The organism is Ruegeria sp. P10 (genome assembly GCF_056534925.1).
In genome coordinates this window covers 225,786-239,848 of the sequence record NZ_JBQERJ010000001.1, presented here as the reverse complement: position 1 = coordinate 239,848, position 14,063 = coordinate 225,786, and the positions used below count along the sequence as shown (strand labels likewise).

Genomic DNA, 14,063 nt, shown 5'->3' with positions numbered 1-14,063 from the left:
CTGCTCATGGGCTAATTGATCGAAACCCGGGTATCAGCCTAAGCAATATCATTCAATCATGGCGGCGTGCACCAAGGCCTTGAGTTCAGCCCGGGATGGATAGGAACTGGACGGCGACAATTGCGTGAAGAACACAGCCGTCAGATCGTTCTGCCAGTCGATCCAGAAATAGGTCGAGGCCATGCCACCCCAGCTGAAATCACCGACGGACCCTGGCACGCGCACCCGACCCGGGTTGAGGACAATCGACCCTGCAAGGCCAAATCCCATGCCTTCCATGGGCTGTTCCGCAAAGCTCTTTGGTCCCATCGAAGCGATATCACCCGGCAAGTGGTTGCGCATAATGAAGTCCACCGTTTTCGGGCCAAACAGTTGATGCCCGTTGCCGGACCCGCGATTGCGAAGCATGTCAACGAACTTGACATAGTCATCGATTGTGGAAACCAGCCCACCGCCGCCCGAGAACGTTGTCGCATTCGCGAATGGAGAGGTTTCGTGGGCATCCACCAGCCGCAAGGTATCGCCTCCTTGATCCGCGGAATTCAACGCCATCGCGTCGCCAGCCAGCGGCGTATAAAGCGAGGCGAACCGGTCCCCTGCCCCGGCCGGCACGGAAAACCCGGTTTCGCGCATCTCGAGGGGCGCCAGGATTTCCTGCCGGAAGAATTGTTCCAGGGTCTGTCCCGAGACGACCTCGACAACGCGCCCAAGCACATCGGTTCCAACCGAATATTCCCACCGTGTTCCGGGCTGGAAAGCCAACGGTAACTCTGCCAGTTCACGTACGCGATCTTTCAGAAGGCCCTGATTTGGCTTGAAAATAAGGTCCTTTTCATCCATCGCCTCCGGTAGTATCCCGGGATTGAACGGATAGCTGAAACCGCCAGTATGGGTCAGCAACTGATGAAGGGTCGGGCTTGCCGCGTCCTCGGTTTGATCCAGCTTGTCCGCGCCGGGTACCAGAGCCTGCATCTGTTTGAACTCGGGAAGGAAATCCGACAGCGGCGCGTCGAGGTGAAACAGCCCACGTTCCGCCAGCATCATCAAGGCAACAGACGTGACGGGTTTGGTCATCGAGTAGATGCGTACCAGCGCGTCGCGTTGGAACGGCAAGTCCTGTTCAAGATTTCGCAGGCCGCTGGAGTGGAAAAAGACCTCATCCCCCTTGTGCTTCAGCAAAAAGGACGAGCCCGCGTATTTGCGCTGCTCAACATAGCGGTCCATCCAGATGCGAATCCGGTTCAGGCGCGTTTCATCGAACATGACTTGTTTTCGAAGCATTTTTGAGTTCCACCAGAAGTTGACTAATATCGTGTACGCGTAGGGCCTGAAACAACCGCATAACCCGGGCTGAAATGAATGGTTATACCAGCAGAGCCAAGAGGCACGCTTTAAATCCAAGTGATACAGTGAAACCGATACAGATTCGCTTGTAAATTGTTGGACGGCGACGTGCCGTATTGGCCGGGAGGAATAGCATGACGCAAAGCTTAGATTTCGTTTACGATTTTTGCAGCCCAAATGCCTTTCTGGCCCACAAGATGCTGCCAGAGCTGGCCGCGCGGCATAATGCCAAGATCACGTATTACCCCGTCCTTCTGCCTGTTGTTTTCAAGGCAACGCATAACCAAAGCCCGTTTCAGGCGTTTTCCGAAAACCGCCAGAAAACCGCCTATCTTACCCACGACTTGCATCGGTTCGCGCGGCGTCGCGGGCTGAGCTTTCACATGAGCCCGCATTTTCCGATCAATACGAAATTTGCGATGCGCGGCGCCCGGTTCGCCAGCGGTAAATCATGGGAAATTAAGTACATAAACGCCATATTTGATGCCATATGGGTGCATGGGCAAAAGGCGGATGAGCTGGCCGTTCTGATTGACATTCTACACGAAAACGAACTGCCGGTTCGCAAGTTGCGCGAGGCCATGACAAGCCCTGAAATCAAACAGGACCTGAAGGATCAGACCAAATCGTTCGTGCGCCGCGGCGTTTTTGGCGTTCCCAGCCTGTTTTACGGCTCTGAAATGTTCTTTGGCAAGAACAGCTTGCCGAACCTGGAAATTGAGCTGTCGAAAAACAAGAAACGAAACAAATCCAACACGTTGTGAGCAGGAGCGGCTTTGACCGCAGCGCGACTCAGAAGGCTTCGGCGAAGATATTGCCCGATGTTACAACGTTGATCCCACCAGAAACCGGGACAATCGAACCGGTTACATAACTGCCCCCGCGTCCGCACAGAAACAGCACGCACCCCGCTATATCTTCATCACAGCCGACGCGCCCAAGCGGCACTGACTTGCCGACCTTTTCACGCTTGTCCTCATCCGCCGTAGCAAAGGCTGTCATCCGCGATACGAACGGCCCCGGAGCCAGCGCGTTGACCGTTACGTGGTAGGGCGACAGTTCCTTGGCCATTATTTTTGTCAGATGCAGTACCGCAGCCTTGGAGGCTGAATAGCTATAGGCGCCATCCCCCATGGGAACCTCTCCCATCACGGACCCGACGTTCACGACCCTGGCCGGATCGTCTGCGGTTCCGGATTGCATCAACATCGGCAGCAGCCTCTGGGTAAGCTCGAATACCCCGGCCACGTTGACCGACATCACCTTGTCCCACGCGTCATACGGAAACTGGCCCATGGGTGCTCCCCAGGTCACGCCAGAATTATTCATAAGAATATCAAGTCTTTCCGTCCGGTCCTGAATGTCCGAAACCAGTTTAGCTATACTTGCCTCGCTGCCGATGTCTCCGGCAAACCCTTCGGCACTTCCCGGTGCCTCCAGTGCATTCAGATCGGCGGCGGCCGCGACACACGCGTCCCCGTTCCGAGAAGCGATCAACACGCGCGCGCCGGCCCTGACCAACGCCTCTGAGGCCATCCGACCGATACCCGTGGCGCCTCCGGTGACCAATGCGGTTTTGCCGGGCAGCGAGAAAAGGGTATCGGGGGTCATTGTCGTGTTCCTCTGCTAAATCTGATTTCGGTTGCATTCCGACCAGATTCAAAACCTTGTCGTCTTTACAGCAATTAGCCGTCCGCTGCGTTGGCGCGAAACCGGGTTGCACCAAAATTCCACATGACAATCTTCAATCGCATCAGACACGGTTTGCAAGGATTACTCAGCGTCGCAAAGGGCCGGCCGATAAGCCTGGGTAGTTTCAATGTTCGGATACTGAAACCGACGACAATGCGCCCGAAAACCTGTTTTCCCGCTAACGAAAAGCGGATGTAGATGTGCGGCCCAAGTCCAAACGGACGCGCGGCGTCGTCATGTCGAAGGACTGAACTTGGTTTACTCTTCCATCTCAAGGTCTGTTTTCAGGGCAACTGTCTGTATTCAATCCACCAAAGTCAGGTAGACAACCCGGCCTTTTCGCGTCTATGAACCAAGTATGGGGATCGTGAAAACATGCATAACGTTTTGGTATTGAATGGCCCAAACCTCAATCTGCTTGGCACACGGCAGCCCGAGGTTTACGGCAGCACGACACTACATATGATCGAGGACCGTTGCGTTCAGCATGGCGCCTCCATTGGGCTGGACGTCACCCACCTGCAATCCAATCACGAAGGTGTGCTGCTTGACGCCATTCACGCGGCCCGCGGTGTACAAAGCGGGCTGATACTGAACGCAGGCGCGTTCACGCATACGTCGATTGCCCTCATGGATGCGATTGCATCGGTGGAACTGCCGGTTGTCGAAGTGCATCTTTCCAACATTCATGCCCGGGAAGCCTTTCGGCACAGGTCCTACATAGCCCCTGTCGCACTGGGTCAGATCTGTGGCTTCGGTGCCCACAGCTATATTCTCGCGCTGGACGCGCTCGCGGCCCATCTGAAGGCGGGCAGCGCGACATGAAGCTCAAGGAATATCTTCGCTTTGTCAGCTACGCCAAAACCCTGGAAGACCTGTGGGATGCACATTGCCGGCAAATGGCCGAGTTCGGATTTACCCGCCTGATCTATGGGTACACGCAATTCCGGACGGCCACGTCCTTGGGTGACCCGGAAGATTTCGTAATCCTGACGAACCACAAACGGGCTTATGTGGACGGGTTCATCAAGGATGGTCTGTATTTTCACGCTCCGATGTTGAAGTGGGCCTTGGACAACGAAGGCGCCGCCAGCTGGAAAATGTTGCAGGACATGAGCTCGGGCGGAACGATGACCGCGAAGGAGCGCGAAGTTTTCGAGTTCAACAAATCCATGGGCGTGGTTTCCGGCTATACCGTAAGCTTCAACTCGGTTTCCATGCGCTCGAAGGGGGCGATTTCCCTGTCGGCCAATGATGGGCTGAGCCAGGAAGATGTGGATGCGGTCTGGGAAGAGCACGGCGACGACATTCTGCTTATGAACAATGTCGCCCACCTGAAAATCCTGACATTGCCGTTTCTTCCGCCGAACCGGGCACTTACCAAACGCCAACGCGAAGCTTTGCAGTGGGTTGGTGACGGGAAAACCACTCAGGATATCGCGCTGTTGATGGGACTGACATCTGCAACGGTAGAGAAGCACCTGCGACTCGCGCGTGAGGCGCTTTCGGTCGAAACGACGGCACAAGCGGTTCTCAAGGCGTCACTGCACAACCAGATGTTCATTATGGAAGCATAACCGCAATATTTTGACGCTATCCCGCGTCAGTTTACCCTAGGTAAGGAAATCACTACTTTTCAAACTAATCGTAAAAGTTGCAAAGTGAGAGTGTTCCGTGAGTGGTGGCTTTAGCCAGGGAACATTGGATTGGATCTTTGCAATAACAAAGCTCTCCGATCACTCTGACAAGGGGGCGCTTATTTGTCCGCGTACCGGTGTCGGAATTTTGGGGGGCCTCGACCATCCCCATCATGCGGGGCCCTCCAATCCTTCTATACTTATGGAAGTATGCTTTTTGCCGGTGGCAGAAAAAAAGGGTTACGCAGTGCGTAACCCTTTAGATTTGTTGGGAAAGGCCGTTGCCGGTACTTTCCCTGTAACGTTTTAGCCTTGCGCGGCTTTGGCGACTTCAGCGGCGAAATCTTCTTTTTCAACCACGATACCTTCGCCAACTTCCAGACGGATGAAGCCGGTGATGGTTGCGCCGGCTTCCTTGGCCGCTGCTTCGACGGTCAGGTCAGGGTTCACGACAAACTGCTGGTTCAGCAGAGTCGATTCCGCGACGAACTTCTTCATACGGCCTTCGATCATCTTTTCGATCACTTGCTCCGGCTTGCCGGATTCGCGGGCGATGTCCATCTGGACCTGCTTTTCTTTTTCGACAATTGCCGGGTCCATGTCTGCTTCGGACAGGGCCGCCGGGTTCACAGCGGCGATGTGCATTGCAACCTGCTTGCCGATCGCTTCGTCGCCACCGGTCAGGGCAACCAGAACGCCGATTTTGCCCATGCCGTTGGTGGCTGCGTTGTGGACGTAGGACACAACAGTGTCGCCCGACAGTTTGGCCATGCGGCGTACCGACATGTTCTCGCCGATGGTGGCGATCTTGTCGGTCAGGGTGTCGGCAACGGATTTGCCACCCAGATCAGCAGCCAGCAGCGCGTCAACATCTGCAACGCCTTCTGCGGCAAATGCGATCTTGCCAACCATTTCCTGGAACTCGGCGTTTTTCGCAACGAAGTCGGTTTCCGAGTTCACTTCGACAGCAACACCGTTGCCACCGTTGACGTGGACTGCAACCAGACCTTCTGCTGCGGTACGGCCCGATTTCTTGGCCGCTTTGGCCAGACCTTTGGTGCGCAGCCAGTCAACGGCTTCGTCCATGTTGCCGCCGGTTTCGGTCAGCGCTTTTTTTGCGTCCATCATGCCTGCGCCGGTCGAGTCGCGCAGTTCTTTAACCATTGCTGCTGTGATTGCCATCTTTAGGCTCTCCTCAATTCAAACGGAATTGGGGCAGGTCATACCCTGCCCCATATGTCATTTACGTGACGGGCAGCTTACGCTTCGGCTTTGGCTTCCGGTGCGGCTTCTGCTTCGGCGGGCGCTTCTTCTGCAACGACTTCTTCAACCGGTGCTTCTTCGAATGCGCCAAGGTCAACGCCTGCCGCACCCATCTGAGCGGTCATGCCGTCCAGAGCGGCACGTGCGGCCAGATCACAGTACAGCGCGATGGCGCGGGCTGCGTCATCGTTGCCGGGGATGATGTAGTCAACGCCGTCGGGCGAGCAGTTGGTGTCAACCACAGCCACAACCGGGATACCCAGCTTGTTGGCTTCGGCGATGGCCAGTGCTTCTTTCTTGACGTCGATAACGAACAGCAGGTCAGGAACGCCGCCCATCTCGCGGATACCGCCCAGCGAAGCCTGCAGCTTGGCCTGGTCACGCTCCATGCCCAGACGCTCTTTCTTGGTCAGGCCTTCGGCGCCCGATTCCATCGCTTCGTCGATCTGGTTCAGACGGTTGATCGACTGGGAAACGGTTTTCCAGTTGGTCAGCGTGCCGCCCAGCCAGCGGTGGTTCATGTAGTACTGAGCCGACTTTTCAGCCGCTTCCGCGATCGGGCCAGCAGCCTGACGCTTGGTGCCAACGAACAGAACGCGGCCGCCTTTGGCAACGGTGTCACGAACGGCCTGCAGCGCCTGGTCCAGCATCGGAACGGTCTGGGTCAGGTCCATGATGTGGATGCCATTGCGCGAGCCGTAGATGAACGGGCCCATGCGGGGATTCCAACGCTGTGTCTGGTGACCGAAGTGTACGCCAGCTTCCAGCAGCTGACGCATGGTGAACTCGGGAAGAGCCATGCTATGTTTTCCTTTTCCGGTTTACGCCTCGGCGGGGGTGAAAGAAGCGAATGCTCCAACCGGCGGGCCAGATAGGGATGTCTCCCCTACAAGGCCCAAACCCCGCCTGCGGGTTTGAATGGCGCGCGTATACGGCAGGTTTGAAGGCAGCGCAAGGGTCAAACCCTTATTTTTCAAGCCGCGCCAATGCATGCGCGTGGCGCACTGCTGCCGCGCAATGGGCCGCCAGTTCCTTGCGGTTGGCGAAATCCCTGACCCGGGCGGGTGCGTGATAGATCAGTTCGACGGACCCCTGCCTGCGCGCGCCCAATGTCTTGAGCAGATGGGGCGCGAAATCCATATCACCCCACCAGCCATAGAACCGGTCAGGCTGACCTTTCGGCGCGTGAAACACCACCGAGACCGGTTGAACATACATAAAATCCCGCAGCTCGTCTGCGAAGAAAGCGGCAAAAAGCGTTGTTTTAAATGGCAAAACACGCAATCCGTCGGTCGAGGTGCCCTCTGGGAAAAACAACAGCTTATGTCCGGCCTTCAGGCGTTCTTCGAAGATCGCCGTCTGCTCGCGGGCCTTTTTACGATCCCTCTCGATGAATACGGTCCCGGTGGCCCGTGCCAACCATCCGATACCCGGCCAGTTCGCTACTTCTGCCTTGGACACGAAGTAGACCCTTTTGCGGGCGTTCAGGGCAAAGATATCCAGCCAGGATGTGTGATTGGCGACAACGGCACCGTGTTCCTTCATCAACGCGCCCGAGCAACGAAATCCGATTCCTAGGATTCGGAACGCGTTTCGGCACACGAACTGGCTGATGAACGGTGTGACGGGACGACGAACACCACAAAGTGGCAACTCGATCAGTCGAATGGCCAATAGAACAATCAGCCCACCGAACACAAGGATGGCCAAGGGCAAGCCCCTCAGGATCACCAGAATCCAACCGACAAAACCCAGTTCGATCGGATCCGGCGCATCCTCACTGTTCCAAAGCGGATCATTCACCGGATCAAGCTCCGCCATAGATGCGCTTCTGCCGCTCGTTCATACGGCTCGTATCCAGGATCAGGCACACATCGGTGGTGTTGAAGGAATGATCGATGAACGCCCCCTCACCCACAAACCCGCCAAGCCTCAGATAGGCTTTGATCAGGGCTGGAACCTGCACCATGGCACGGCGACGATCCAGCGCGTCCGGTGCGACAATATCCATGGTCTGAAACACGCTCGGCTGGGCGCGCACCCGCAGGTCTGGCGGCGCCAGATGATTGTGATGCAGCATCGACAGCGGCTGGGCCAGTTCCTGAACATCCGTGCCGTGAAAGCTGGCGACGCCGAACAGAACTTCGATCTGGCGTTCGGCCACATAGCGAGAGAGACCATTCCAGAGATGATACATGGCCGTACCGCCCCGGTAGTCCCTGTGCAGGCACGACCGGCCCAGTTCCAGCAACTTGCGGCCACTTTGCTTGAGAATGCTCAGATCGTATTCGTCTTCGGAATAAAACTGCCCCAACTCAGCGGCGCGATCCCCCGGTAACAGCCTGTAAACGCCGACAACTTCTCCGGTCGCATCATCACGGGCCAGCATGTGATCGAAATAGGGATCAAACCGGTCCCGTTCCAGCCCGGCCACATGATCGACCAGCGCCCCTCCTCCGCCGAGTTCGCGCACAAATACGTCATAACGCAACCGCTGCGCTGCGCGCAGTTCGTCCTGGGTTTCCGCCAGTTTGATCGTGAACGAGGGGCCAGCGTCCGGCATGTCAGACTTATCAATCCTGTTTTATCAACGCGGCTGATACCTCAGTTCTTCGGGGGAAGGCAACAAGTGGGAATCTGGTCTTTTCCGTTAACTCTTCTTAAACCAGTTTCACGGATCAAAGACCGGCATCAGGGCGATGCGTGTTCCGTCGATTACCACTTTCCCCTGCTCGCGAAAGTTTACGGTGATCTTGCCTGCGATGTTGGACTGAACCTGTCCGACACCCCATTCGGGGAAATCCGGGTGGCGAACAAACATGCCCGGTGCAAGAATAGCATTCATGTCTGTCATTTGGGGCTTCCGGTTCCTGCGGCAGATACCGCAGGAGGTATGCATGGGCAACACGAACGTCAACCTGGCTGAATTGATCGGCTCACGGATCTGCCACGATCTGATCAGCCCGATCGGGGCGATCACCAACGGGCTGGAGCTGTTGGACATGGTTGGTGCTGTCCAGGGCCCCGAGATGGAGTTGATCTCGGGCAGCGTCGGCAGTGCGGGCGCGCGTATCCGGTTTTTTCGGGTTGCCTTCGGATCAGCAGGAGAACAGCCGCTGGGCCGCGCCGAAGTGGCCGAACTGCTCAAGGACATCGAACGCACCGGACGGGTGCGGGTAAACTGGTTTATGACCGAGCCCATGCCGCGCAACCAAATCAAGCTGGCGTTCCTTGCGCTCATGTGCTGCGAAAGTGCCATGCCGATGGGCGGAGAGGTTGAGATCGAGAACCAAGGCGCCAATTGGACAGTGACCGGAACTGCCGACAAGTTGAACGTAGACAATACCTTATGGAAACACGTTGCAACCGGCCGGTTCCCCAACAAGATTACCCCCGCACAGGTCCAGTTCGCTCTGCTGCCGGAAACGGCAAACGCGATGGGTCGGCGCGTTTCCGTGGAAACCGCTGCGACCCGCCTTGTGCTGCGTTTTTAATCCCGAATCGTTCCGTTCCCGCGCACCAGATATTTGAAACTGGTCAACTGGGCGGCCCCCACCGGGCCGCGGGCATGCATTTTGCCCGTGGCGATACCGATCTCGGCGCCCATCCCGAATTCACCACCATCGGCGAACTGAGTCGAAGCGTTGTGCATCAGAATCGCGCTATCCAAGCGCTCAAAGAAACGGGCCGCGGCCCTGTCATCCTCGGTCATGATACAGTCGGTATGGTTCGACCCGTAATGTTGGATATGCGCGATGGCGGCGTCGATATCGACGACGGGCTTGGCCGCGATCACGCTGTCCAGAAACTCTTTTCCCCAATCCTCCGCCGTCGCGGGAATTGTACCCTCGACCGCAAGTGCGCCTTCGGCGTGTACCTCGACCCCTGCTTTCAGCAGCGCGGCGATCACGTCACGCCCCAGCGTTTCGGCGATGTCCTGATGGATCAGCAGGCATTCGGCAGCGCCGCAAATCCCGGTACGGCGCGTCTTGGCATTCAACACCACGTCCAGCGTTTTCTGCGGATCAGCGGCCTTGTCGACATAGATGTGCACGATGCCTTCAAGATGGGCAAAAACAGGCACACGGGCCTCACGCTGGACCAGCCCGACCAACCCCTTGCCGCCGCGCGGAACGATGACGTCGACATAGTCGGTCATGATCAGCAATTCCTGAACCGCCGCACGGTCACGCGTCGGCACCAGTTGAATCGCATCTTCCGGCAGATCGGCGGCCTTCAGCCCCTCGACCAGGCAGGCATGAATAGCAGTCGAAGAATGAAAGCTCTCGGAGCCGCCGCGCAGAATGACGGCATTTCCGGATTTCAGACACAGCGCACCTGCGTCGGCCGTGACATTGGGGCGGCTTTCATAGATCACGCCGATCACACCCAACGGGGTGCGTACGCGTTGGATTTTCAATCCGGTCGGGCGGTCCCATTCGGCCAGCACTTCGCCCACCGGATCGGTCTGTTCAGCCACCGCGCGCAGACCATCGACTATGCCCTGAACACGCGCCTCATCCAGAATCAGCCGATCCATCATCGCCGGGCTCAGACCTTTTTCTCGGCCGAACTCCAGATCCTTCCGGTTGGCTTCGATGATCTGCGCCCGATTGGCCCAAACCGCGTCGGCCGCTGCAATCAGGGCGGCATGTTTGCGTTCTGGGCTCGCAAAAGCCAGATCGCGCGATGCCGCTTTGGCACGTTTCCCAAGATCAGCCATCAGAGCGGGAATGCTGTCGAAATCTTTCATGTCGCGTGCCTTTCAGGTCGTCTTTTCAGTATTTACAGGGCCAGATCATCCCGGTGAATCAAGGCCGCACGGCCGGGATATCCAAGGGTCGCCTCGATCTCGGACGACTTGCGCCCCTTGATCGCGTCAGCCTCCTGCGCGGTGTAACGGCTGATCCCCTGCGCCAGCCGGCGGGCTTTGGGGTCAAGGATCGCGACAGGGTCGCCGCGCCCGAAATCGCCGGTCACTTCGACAATACCCGCGGGCAACAGGCTTTTGCCATTTGCCAGGGCGTTGGCAGCCCCTTCATCGATGGTGATTTCGCCACGCGGTTTCATGGCTGAAATCCAACGCTTGCGCGCAGCGTGCGGATCCAGCGTTGCGGTAAACCACGTACAGTTTGCGCCATTTTCCAGCGTTTTCAGAGGGTTCAGAACCGACCCTTCCGTGATCGCCATCGCACATCCGCCCGCGGTGGCCATCTTGGCGGCCAGCAGCTTTGTCTTCATTCCGCCCTTTGACAAGCCAGAGCCCGCATCGCCCGCCATGGCTTCGATCTCGGGCGTGATCTTGTCGATTGTTTCGAAACGCGTGGCCGAGGCGTCCTCGTTGGGGTTGCCCGAATAGAAACCATCGACATCCGACAGCAGGATCAACTGGTCCGCCCCCACGGTCACCGCGATTTGCGCGGCCAGACGATCATTGTCGCCATACCGGATCTCATCCGTTGCCACGGTATCGTTTTCGTTGACGATCGGCACGACACCCAAACCCAGCAGAGTTTCCAGGGTCGCGCGTGAATTCAGATAGCGGCGGCGATCCTCGCTGTCCTCCAATGTCACCAAAACCTGCGCCGTGGTGATCCCATGAGGCGTCAACGCCTCTTCATATGCGCGCGCCAGACGAATTTGCCCGACGGCAGCGGCGGCTTGCGACTTTTCCAAAGGCAATGTCGCCATGGACAGCCCCAAAACGCCGCGGCCCAGTGCAATCGACCCGGACGAGACGAGGATTACATCTATCCCCTGCCCCTTGAGCCATGCGACATCCTGCGCCAACGAAAACAACCATTCCTTACGCAACAGGCCGGTTTCGCGATCAACAAGCAAAGCCGACCCGATTTTGACAACCAATCGGCGGGCTGAAGTCAGGGTTGCCAAGGCTGCGTCTCCTCAGCGGGTTTCTGACGAACACGATTGTCATCGATCTGGCCGCGCAACGCACGCAAAACCTCGGTTACACCTTGATGAGCAACACCGGACATCATCATCACAGGGCCGCCAACGGCCTCTTCAAGCTCGGCTTTGGCCAAATCACGTTCTTCGTCATCCAGTGCATCGACCTTGTTCAGGACGGTGATCCGGGGTTTCTGGGCCAGTTCGCCACCATAGGCCTCAAGCTCGTGGATAATTGTGCGGTAATCATCGGCAACCGTTTCCGAGGTACCATCGACAAGATGCAGCAGCACGGCGCAGCGCTCAACATGACCAAGAAAGCGGTCGCCTATCCCGCGTCCTTCATGCGCGCCTTCGATCAGGCCGGGGATGTCAGCCACCACGAATTCCACGTTGTCGACCCCCACGACACCCAGATTTGGGTGCAGCGTGGTAAACGGATAATCCGCGATCTTGGGCCGCGCGTTTGACGTGGATGCAAGAAAGGTCGATTTGCCTGCATTCGGCATGCCCAGCAGGCCCACATCGGCGATCAGCTTCAGACGCAGCCAGATCGTGCGGTCAATGCCCGCCTGCCCCGGATTTGCACGCCGGGGGGCCTGGTTGGTGGCCGATTTGAAGTGCAGATTGCCGAAACCGCCGTTGCCCCCTTTCGCCAGTAGAACGCGCTGTCCCACCTCGGTCAGATCGCAGATGACGGTTTCTTCATCCTCATCCAGGATCTCGGTGCCGACAGGTACACGCAGGACAATGTCATCGCCATCCTTGCCGGTACGTTGCTGCCCCCTGCCCGGCTGGCCGTTCTTGGCAAAGAAATGCTGCTGATACCGGAAGTCGATCAGGGTGTTCAGCCCGTCCACGACCTCGGCCCAGACAGAACCGCCCTTACCGCCGTCCCCGCCATCAGGGCCGCCGTATTCGATGTATTTTTCGCGTCGGAAGCTGACGCAGCCGCTACCGCCGGCCCCGGACCGGATGTAGACCTTTGCAAGATCGAGAAATTTCATGGTCTGTCCCCTACTGCAAAGGCCCCATCGGCCACAAGTCAGAGTTTTTTACTGTATGTCCAGGTGGGCACATTCGCATCACGCGCCACCGAATAGCTTTCTGCATCGCCAAGATACTGGAACCCGCAATGAGTCAGGACCCGGGCCGACGCCGGATTGTCTTGAAACACGCTGGCAAACATCGTCGCGTTTTTCAGCGGGTTGGCATTTACCAGTGCTTCGACAGCCATCGACGCAATGCCAGTGTTCCAGTAGATCGGCGCCACCCAATAGCCGACTTCGGACTGGTTCCGATCCAGCCGCTTCAGCGTGATCAGACCAATCAGTTCCGGACCGCCGTCCTTGGTGGCATCCATGACCCAGACGTCCTCATCCCGGTCCTCGGCCATCGAGCGCGTCACAAAGGCCTCGGTCGAGCCGGGGGCCAAAGGATGTGCGATACTCGTCGTCATGCGTGCCACACGCTCATCGCCGGCATAGTGCTCGATCAGCCCCATATCCGACCGACGCAGAGGGCGCAGATCGAACCGCTCGGTTTCTATGACCGGCTGATTTATTATTGTTTCAAGTTTCATGAGTGTGTTCCTCCTCCGAACAACACGAAAAGTACGGACGCAACCGTAAGGCCTGCCAACGTCCACATCAGATATTTTTCAACGGGTCGTCCTTCAACCGCATGGGCAATTCTATCGCCCGCAAAAGTCCAGATCGGATGAAGGATCACCTGGCAAAACAACAAACACAGAGCAATCGTAAACGTCGCTTCGAAACTGGGGGCGCCCGCAGCCACGAACCCGGTGAACCCGGCAATGATCATGGCCCAGGCCTTGGGGTTGAGCGGATGAACAATCAGTCCGGCCAGAAAGCCGGGGGCGTTCCCTTCAGCCTGTTGTCGCGACAAGCGCGTGTTGGCGATCTTCCACGCCAGCCAAAAAATATAGGCCGCTGACGCGTATTTAAGCACCGTAAACACCGCGGGTGCCAGATCCGCGAGATGCAGCAATCCAATGCCGACCGGCCAAATGATCAACTGCTTCCCAAGGATAACACCCCCGACAAAAGGCAACGCGGCGCGAAATCCAAAACGCGCACCAGTACCCAGCAGGACCATGTTGGCCGGTCCCGGCGTGCCGACCTGGCTGGCGGCAAAGATCAGGAAACTGGTGATTGCGACTGTCATCGGTTTGTTTGATCACGTCTGCGTTAAAACGAA

General features: G+C 57.4%; 16 protein-coding genes. 4 read left to right on the top strand and 12 right to left on the bottom strand.

Going from position 1 to position 14,063, the window contains the following annotated elements; genetic code table 11:
* Window positions 1–48 precede the first annotated feature (48 nt).
* Window positions 49–1,281 (bottom strand): serine hydrolase domain-containing protein, encoded by a 1,233-nt coding sequence (locus ACR0FB_RS01210; RefSeq protein WP_480608860.1) that lies wholly within the window; start codon window positions 1,279–1,281, stop codon window positions 49–51.
* A 197-nt stretch (window positions 1,282–1,478) separates the two neighbouring features.
* On the opposite strand from ACR0FB_RS01210, the gene ACR0FB_RS01205 reads away from it, so the two are divergent.
* Window positions 1,479–2,108 carry a 2-hydroxychromene-2-carboxylate isomerase gene (locus ACR0FB_RS01205; protein WP_171632488.1) on the top strand — a complete coding sequence of 210 codons (630 nt, stop codon included), beginning with the start codon at window positions 1,479–1,481 and terminating at the stop codon, window positions 2,106–2,108.
* A gap of 28 nt (window positions 2,109–2,136) precedes the next feature.
* Here the strand turns inward: ACR0FB_RS01205 and ACR0FB_RS01200 are convergent, their stop codons facing one another.
* A complete protein-coding gene (locus tag ACR0FB_RS01200) occupies window positions 2,137–2,955 on the bottom strand; it encodes an SDR family NAD(P)-dependent oxidoreductase (protein WP_171632490.1) in 819 nt (272 codons plus the stop codon).
* 456 nt (window positions 2,956–3,411) lie between these two features.
* Between ACR0FB_RS01200 and aroQ the strand changes: the two genes are divergently transcribed.
* Together aroQ and ACR0FB_RS01190 are read left to right on the top strand one after the other, a co-directional pair.
* A complete protein-coding gene (aroQ, locus tag ACR0FB_RS01195) occupies window positions 3,412–3,861 on the top strand; it encodes a type II 3-dehydroquinate dehydratase (protein WP_171632493.1) in 450 nt (149 codons plus the stop codon).
* Window positions 3,858–4,613, top strand: a complete 756-nt coding sequence (locus ACR0FB_RS01190) for an autoinducer binding domain-containing protein (RefSeq protein WP_171632496.1) — start codon at window positions 3,858–3,860, stop codon at window positions 4,611–4,613. The genes aroQ and ACR0FB_RS01190 overlap by 4 nt, the downstream gene beginning before the upstream one ends.
* Window positions 4,614–4,979: 366 nt before the next feature.
* On the opposite strand, the gene tsf is transcribed toward ACR0FB_RS01190, so the two are convergent.
* The 5 genes from tsf to ACR0FB_RS01165 all read right to left on the bottom strand — a co-directional run bounded on the left by tsf (window position 4,980) and on the right by ACR0FB_RS01165 (window position 8,790).
* Window positions 4,980–5,855 (bottom strand): translation elongation factor Ts, encoded by an 876-nt coding sequence (gene tsf / locus ACR0FB_RS01185; RefSeq protein WP_171723283.1) that lies wholly within the window; start codon window positions 5,853–5,855, stop codon window positions 4,980–4,982.
* 77 nt (window positions 5,856–5,932) lie between these two features.
* On the bottom strand, window positions 5,933–6,736 hold the full coding sequence (gene rpsB / locus ACR0FB_RS01180) for a 30S ribosomal protein S2 (protein ID WP_171723284.1): 804 nt from the start codon (window positions 6,734–6,736) through the stop codon (window positions 5,933–5,935).
* Between the two features lie 166 nt (window positions 6,737–6,902).
* The gene (olsA, locus tag ACR0FB_RS01175; protein WP_480619382.1) at window positions 6,903–7,757 is read right to left on the bottom strand and encodes a lyso-ornithine lipid O-acyltransferase; all 855 of its coding nucleotides are present in this window, start codon (window positions 7,755–7,757) and stop codon (window positions 6,903–6,905) included.
* Window positions 7,744–8,499: an L-ornithine N(alpha)-acyltransferase gene (gene olsB, locus ACR0FB_RS01170; RefSeq protein WP_171632503.1), complete on the bottom strand. Its 756-nt coding sequence runs from the start codon at window positions 8,497–8,499 to the stop codon at window positions 7,744–7,746. Before olsB ends, olsA begins: the two co-directional genes overlap by 14 nt.
* 108 nt (window positions 8,500–8,607) lie before the next feature.
* A complete protein-coding gene (locus ACR0FB_RS01165; RefSeq protein ID WP_050602459.1) occupies window positions 8,608–8,790 on the bottom strand; it encodes a DUF3553 domain-containing protein in 183 nt (60 codons plus the stop codon).
* 43 nt (window positions 8,791–8,833) lie between these two features.
* Between ACR0FB_RS01165 and ACR0FB_RS01160 the strand changes: the two genes are divergently transcribed.
* Window positions 8,834–9,430, top strand: a complete 597-nt coding sequence (locus ACR0FB_RS01160) for a histidine phosphotransferase family protein (protein WP_480487550.1) — start codon at window positions 8,834–8,836, stop codon at window positions 9,428–9,430.
* Here the strand turns inward: ACR0FB_RS01160 and ACR0FB_RS01155 are convergent.
* The 5 genes from ACR0FB_RS01155 to ACR0FB_RS01135 are packed head-to-tail and all read right to left on the bottom strand — an operon-like array spanning window position 9,427 to window position 14,030.
* Window positions 9,427–10,689 (bottom strand): glutamate-5-semialdehyde dehydrogenase, encoded by a 1,263-nt coding sequence (locus ACR0FB_RS01155; RefSeq protein WP_480619380.1) that lies wholly within the window; start codon window positions 10,687–10,689, stop codon window positions 9,427–9,429. The genes ACR0FB_RS01160 and ACR0FB_RS01155 overlap by 4 nt on opposite strands.
* Before the next feature lie 32 nt (window positions 10,690–10,721).
* Window positions 10,722–11,828: a glutamate 5-kinase gene (gene proB, locus ACR0FB_RS01150; RefSeq protein WP_171632507.1), complete on the bottom strand. Its 1,107-nt coding sequence runs from the start codon at window positions 11,826–11,828 to the stop codon at window positions 10,722–10,724.
* Window positions 11,816–12,850: a GTPase ObgE gene (obgE, locus tag ACR0FB_RS01145; protein WP_480619378.1), complete on the bottom strand. Its 1,035-nt coding sequence runs from the start codon at window positions 12,848–12,850 to the stop codon at window positions 11,816–11,818. The genes proB and obgE overlap by 13 nt, the downstream gene beginning before the upstream one ends.
* A gap of 38 nt (window positions 12,851–12,888) precedes the next feature.
* Window positions 12,889–13,425: a GNAT family N-acetyltransferase gene (locus tag ACR0FB_RS01140; protein ID WP_152457964.1), complete on the bottom strand. Its 537-nt coding sequence runs from the start codon at window positions 13,423–13,425 to the stop codon at window positions 12,889–12,891.
* The gene (locus tag ACR0FB_RS01135) at window positions 13,422–14,030 is read right to left on the bottom strand and encodes a LysE family translocator (protein WP_480487545.1); all 609 of its coding nucleotides are present in this window, start codon (window positions 14,028–14,030) and stop codon (window positions 13,422–13,424) included. The genes ACR0FB_RS01140 and ACR0FB_RS01135 overlap by 4 nt, the downstream gene beginning before the upstream one ends.
* Between the last annotated feature and the right edge of the window lie 33 nt (window positions 14,031–14,063).

Coding starts and splice junctions, on each gene's coding strand:
- ACR0FB_RS01165 (WP_050602459.1), bottom strand. CDS start 8,790: ATGACAGACATGAATGCTATTCTTGCACCGGGCATGTTTGTTCGCCAC.
- obgE (WP_480619378.1), bottom strand. CDS start 12,850: ATGAAATTTCTCGATCTTGCAAAGGTCTACATCCGGTCCGGGGCCGGC.
- ACR0FB_RS01200 (WP_171632490.1), bottom strand. CDS start 2,955: ATGACCCCCGATACCCTTTTCTCGCTGCCCGGCAAAACCGCATTGGTC.
- olsA (WP_480619382.1), bottom strand. CDS start 7,757: ATGGCGGAGCTTGATCCGGTGAATGATCCGCTTTGGAACAGTGAGGAT.
- ACR0FB_RS01135 (WP_480487545.1), bottom strand. CDS start 14,030: ATGACAGTCGCAATCACCAGTTTCCTGATCTTTGCCGCCAGCCAGGTC.
- ACR0FB_RS01140 (WP_152457964.1), bottom strand. CDS start 13,425: ATGAAACTTGAAACAATAATAAATCAGCCGGTCATAGAAACCGAGCGG.
- ACR0FB_RS01190 (WP_171632496.1), top strand. CDS start 3,858: ATGAAGCTCAAGGAATATCTTCGCTTTGTCAGCTACGCCAAAACCCTG.
- tsf (WP_171723283.1), bottom strand. CDS start 5,855: ATGGCAATCACAGCAGCAATGGTTAAAGAACTGCGCGACTCGACCGGC.
- rpsB (WP_171723284.1), bottom strand. CDS start 6,736: ATGGCTCTTCCCGAGTTCACCATGCGTCAGCTGCTGGAAGCTGGCGTA.
- olsB (WP_171632503.1), bottom strand. CDS start 8,499: ATGCCGGACGCTGGCCCCTCGTTCACGATCAAACTGGCGGAAACCCAG.
- ACR0FB_RS01205 (WP_171632488.1), top strand. CDS start 1,479: ATGACGCAAAGCTTAGATTTCGTTTACGATTTTTGCAGCCCAAATGCC.
- aroQ (WP_171632493.1), top strand. CDS start 3,412: ATGCATAACGTTTTGGTATTGAATGGCCCAAACCTCAATCTGCTTGGC.
- ACR0FB_RS01210 (WP_480608860.1), bottom strand. CDS start 1,281: ATGCTTCGAAAACAAGTCATGTTCGATGAAACGCGCCTGAACCGGATT.
- ACR0FB_RS01160 (WP_480487550.1), top strand. CDS start 8,834: ATGGGCAACACGAACGTCAACCTGGCTGAATTGATCGGCTCACGGATC.
- ACR0FB_RS01155 (WP_480619380.1), bottom strand. CDS start 10,689: ATGAAAGATTTCGACAGCATTCCCGCTCTGATGGCTGATCTTGGGAAA.